This is a genomic window from Clostridia bacterium, from assembly GCA_019683875.1.
GTDB lineage: Bacteria > Bacillota > Sulfobacillia > RBS10-35 > Bu92 > Bu92.
Genome location: JADGHN010000159.1, coordinates 1 through 3083 on the forward strand (window position 1 = coordinate 1; position 3083 = coordinate 3083).

Consider the following 3083-nt stretch of genomic DNA (forward strand, 5'->3'; position numbering starts at 1 on the left):
GATGCTGTTCGATTCCTCGCCCGGCGCGTAGGACCACTCATCCGGCGCCAGCTGCGCGATGGCGTCTTCCGCGAGCTTCTTGTACCGGCGGAACTCCGCAGAAACGGCCTGCAGCAGGATCTCTCCCAACGACGCGCTCATCGGCGTGCCTCCCTGCGCCCGAAATCTGGAACCATTGTACGACGCAGGATCACCGGGATTGCGGCGCGCGCAGGGACCGATGCCCGACAGGGAGGCTGCGTAAACTTCAATACCCCATAGGGTATAATTTGATCGGGTTGACACGAACGGCGGGAGGGAGGGACTGCGATGGCGGTCACGGTGTACACGACGCCGACGTGCCCGTATTGCCGGAGCGCAAAGCGTTTCCTCCAGGAACGCAACGTGCCGTTCCGCGAGGTCGACGTGTCCAGGGACCCGCGGGCGGCGGCGGAACTGGTGCGCCGGACGGGCCAGACCGGCGTGCCGGTCATCGACGTCAATGGCGAGATCATCGTCGGGTTCGATGTGGCCCGGCTCCAGCGCGCGCTCGGCGTGCGCTGACATCGTCGACTTCAGATGGAGCGGGCCATGCCGATGGCGGAATCGCGAACCTGGGAGGTGGCGACCGTGCGCTTGAAGCCTGTGGACGACCGCGTTCTCGTGGAGCCGATCGAACCTGAGGCACGGACGCCGTCGGGGATCGTGCTCCCGGATGCGGCGAAGGACCAGCCGCAGATGGGAAAGGTCCCGGAAGTCGGGACGGACGAGGAGATCCAGAAGCTCATCAAGCCCGGCGACACCGTGGTGTTCGCCAAGTACAGCGGCACCGTCGTCAAGGTCGACGGGCGGGAACTGCGCATCCTATCGCGAAGCGAGATCCTTGCCACGGCGGAGCTCTGAGGCTCCGCAGTGATTTCAAAGGGGCGGTGAGCGGTGTCCCATTACGGATTCAGCAAGAAGGTGGAGATGAGCTTCGAGGACGCCGTGCAGAAGGTCACGGACGCGCTCCAGAACGAGGGCTTCGGCGTCCTGACGACGATCGACGTTCAGGCCACTCTCAAGAAGAAGCTGGGGTTGGACACGGAAAAGTACCTGATCCTCGGGGCCTGCAACCCGCAGTTTGCCCACAGAGCGCTGGAGGCGGAACCGGAGCTCGGGTTGCTCCTGCCGTGCAACGCCATCGTGTACGAGGACAAGGCGGGAGGCGTGCATGTCGCCGTGCTGGATCCGGTCCGCGCGCTGAGCATTGTGGAGAACCCGGCGCTGGAGCCGGTGGCCGCGGAGGTCCGCGAACGCCTTCAGCGCGTGATCCAGTCGGTCTGAGCCGGCTTCAGCCCGCCGCTCGGATCACATCAGCCGCAGGAACGCCCTGCGCGCGCGCTCCAGCGCCTCTTCGCGCCGGGATTCGTCCGGGATGTCAAAGCACCGGGCGAGGTTCTCCGCCACCAGCGCGAGGCCGACCTTGTTCAGCGCGGAGCGCATGGCGGCGAGTTGCACGAGGATGTCCTCACAGGGGCGTCCTTCCTCCAGCATCTTTTGGAGGCCGCGGGCCTGCCCCTCGATGCGGCGCAGGCGACGGATCATGGCCCTGACGCGTTCGGGATCGAGATCGCGGCTGTTCACGGCGTGCTCCCCCTCGTCCTGCATGATACCCCACGGTGTATCTGCCGAGGACGGGAGCATCCCCATGCGGAATGCCGGTGACGACCGGACACCCACAAGGAGATCACGCCGCAACCTTGGCCTGGAGGTGAAGTCGAACCCGTGAGCGGGCCTGAGACGACGTTGACCCCGGAGCAGATCCGTCAACTGCTGGCCGACGACCGTTCGCTGGTGCTGGACGTGCGGGCGCCGGGAGATTACAATGCCGCGCATCTGCGCGGCGCCGTGAGCGCGCCGTATCGCCCGCGCGTGTTCGGCGCCTTGGTTCGGGCGCAGTTGAATCCGGCCGATTACCGCGTCGCCGTCGTCGCGGACTCGGATGTCGTCGCCCGCGCGGCCGCGCAGGAACTCGTGCAGTTCGGCTTCCAGGTCGCCGGGTACGCGACGGGCTCGCCGCAGTCGTGGGAGGCTTCCGGGCTGGCGCTTGAGCATATTGAGGAGTGGGACGTCGACGAGCTGGCGGCGAGGTTGCAAACGCCGGACGCGCCGGAGGTCATCGACGTGCGCGAGCCGTTCGAGTGGAGGCAGGGCCACCTCAAGGGCGCCCGGCACATCCCCCTGGGCCAGCTGGAGTCCCGCCTCTCCGAGTTGGATCCGGAACGCACGTACGCCCTCATCTGCGCGAGCGGCAACCGCAGCAGCCTCGCCGCGCAACTGATGCAGTTCCGCGGCTTCCGCGCGCCCATCAACGTGCGGGGCGGAATGTACGAGTGGACGCGTCGCGGATATCCAGTGGAGCGGTGAACCGTGGAGCGATGAACGGGAGCGACAGCGCAACAGAAAGCGCACCCGGAAGAGGTGAACGGTCGTGCCGCACAAGTACGGGCAGCGCGGATCGTGGCAGAGGCTGTTGGCGGAGGAGCGGAAGGAGTTCATCCCACCGGGCAAGGTCGTGGAGGCCCTGGGCCTCCGGCAAGGAGAGGCGGTGCTGGATCTTGGTGCCGGACCCGGGTACCTGACGCTCCCGCTGGCGGAGGCCGTCGGCCCGGACGGCCGGGTGTGGGCGGCGGACATCTCTGACGAGGCGCTGTCGCTGTTGCGCCAGCGTGCCCGCGACGCGGGCCTCACGAACGTGCGCACCATCGTCGCGGAGGAAACGCATGTGGACCTGCCGGATGCGTCGGTGGACCGCGTCTTGATGGTCAACGTCCTGCACGAACTGCGCGACGCCGGCGCGTCTCTCGCCGAAGTCCGACGCGTCCTCAGGCCCGGTGGCACGCTCCTCGTGGTGGACTGGGAACGCGCACCCATGGACATGGGTCCACCCCTTGAGGACCGCGTCGGTTCGGCGGAGGCGCAACGGCTCTTGCAAAGTGCGGGCTTCCGCACGGACGCGGTGCCCTGGCCGCATCCCGCGCACTACGCGCTCCGGTGCGTCGCACCCGCATAGGCTCGTGCACAGATGGCCGCGTCCAGCCCCTACGCCTCGATCATCCGCC

General features: G+C 67.5%; 7 protein-coding genes. 5 read left to right on the top strand and 2 right to left on the bottom strand.

The genetic code is table 11. The features are described from left to right. A partial coding sequence (locus tag IRZ18_09250; protein MBX5477290.1) for a DUF1572 family protein occupies positions 1 to 141 on the bottom strand: 141 nt, incomplete at its 3' end. Positions 142 to 309: 168 nt separating this feature from the next. On the opposite strand from IRZ18_09250, the gene IRZ18_09255 reads away from it, so the two are divergent. From IRZ18_09255 to IRZ18_09265, 3 genes are all read left to right on the top strand, one after another. Continuing rightward, a complete protein-coding gene (locus IRZ18_09255; GenBank protein MBX5477291.1) occupies positions 310 to 543 on the top strand; it encodes a glutaredoxin family protein in 234 nt (77 codons plus the stop codon). A 33-nt stretch (positions 544 to 576) separates the two neighbouring features. Further along, on the top strand, positions 577 to 882 hold the full coding sequence (locus tag IRZ18_09260; protein MBX5477292.1) for a co-chaperone GroES: 306 nt from the start codon (positions 577 to 579) through the stop codon (positions 880 to 882). Positions 883 to 948: 66 nt separating this feature from the next. Further along, positions 949 to 1305, top strand: coding sequence for a DUF302 domain-containing protein (locus tag IRZ18_09265; protein ID MBX5477293.1), 357 nt, complete (start codon positions 949 to 951; stop codon positions 1303 to 1305). A 24-nt stretch (positions 1306 to 1329) separates the two neighbouring features. Here the strand turns inward: IRZ18_09265 and IRZ18_09270 are convergent, their stop codons facing one another. After that, positions 1330 to 1566, bottom strand: coding sequence for a metal-sensitive transcriptional regulator (locus tag IRZ18_09270; GenBank protein ID MBX5477294.1), 237 nt, complete (start codon positions 1564 to 1566; stop codon positions 1330 to 1332). Positions 1567 to 1746: 180 nt separating this feature from the next. Between IRZ18_09270 and IRZ18_09275 the strand changes: the two genes are divergently transcribed. Both IRZ18_09275 and IRZ18_09280 read left to right on the top strand, forming a co-directional pair. After that, positions 1747 to 2388 (top strand): hypothetical protein, encoded by a 642-nt coding sequence (locus IRZ18_09275; protein MBX5477295.1) that lies wholly within the window; start codon positions 1747 to 1749, stop codon positions 2386 to 2388. Between the two features lie 64 nt (positions 2389 to 2452). Beyond that, entirely contained in the window at positions 2453 to 3034 is a 582-nt protein-coding gene (locus tag IRZ18_09280) for a methyltransferase domain-containing protein (protein MBX5477296.1), read from the top strand. Positions 3035 to 3083 lie beyond the last annotated feature (49 nt).

What these genes read in the sequence shown, in the direction of transcription:
- IRZ18_09255 (MBX5477291.1), top strand. Translation starts at nt 310, where the DNA reads ATGGCGGTCACGGTGTACACGACGCCGACGTGCCCGTATTGCCGGAGC.
- IRZ18_09265 (MBX5477293.1), top strand. Translation starts at nt 949, where the DNA reads ATGAGCTTCGAGGACGCCGTGCAGAAGGTCACGGACGCGCTCCAGAAC.
- IRZ18_09270 (MBX5477294.1), bottom strand. Translation starts at nt 1,566, where the DNA reads ATGATCCGTCGCCTGCGCCGCATCGAGGGGCAGGCCCGCGGCCTCCAA.
- IRZ18_09260 (MBX5477292.1), top strand. Translation starts at nt 577, where the DNA reads ATGGCGGAATCGCGAACCTGGGAGGTGGCGACCGTGCGCTTGAAGCCT.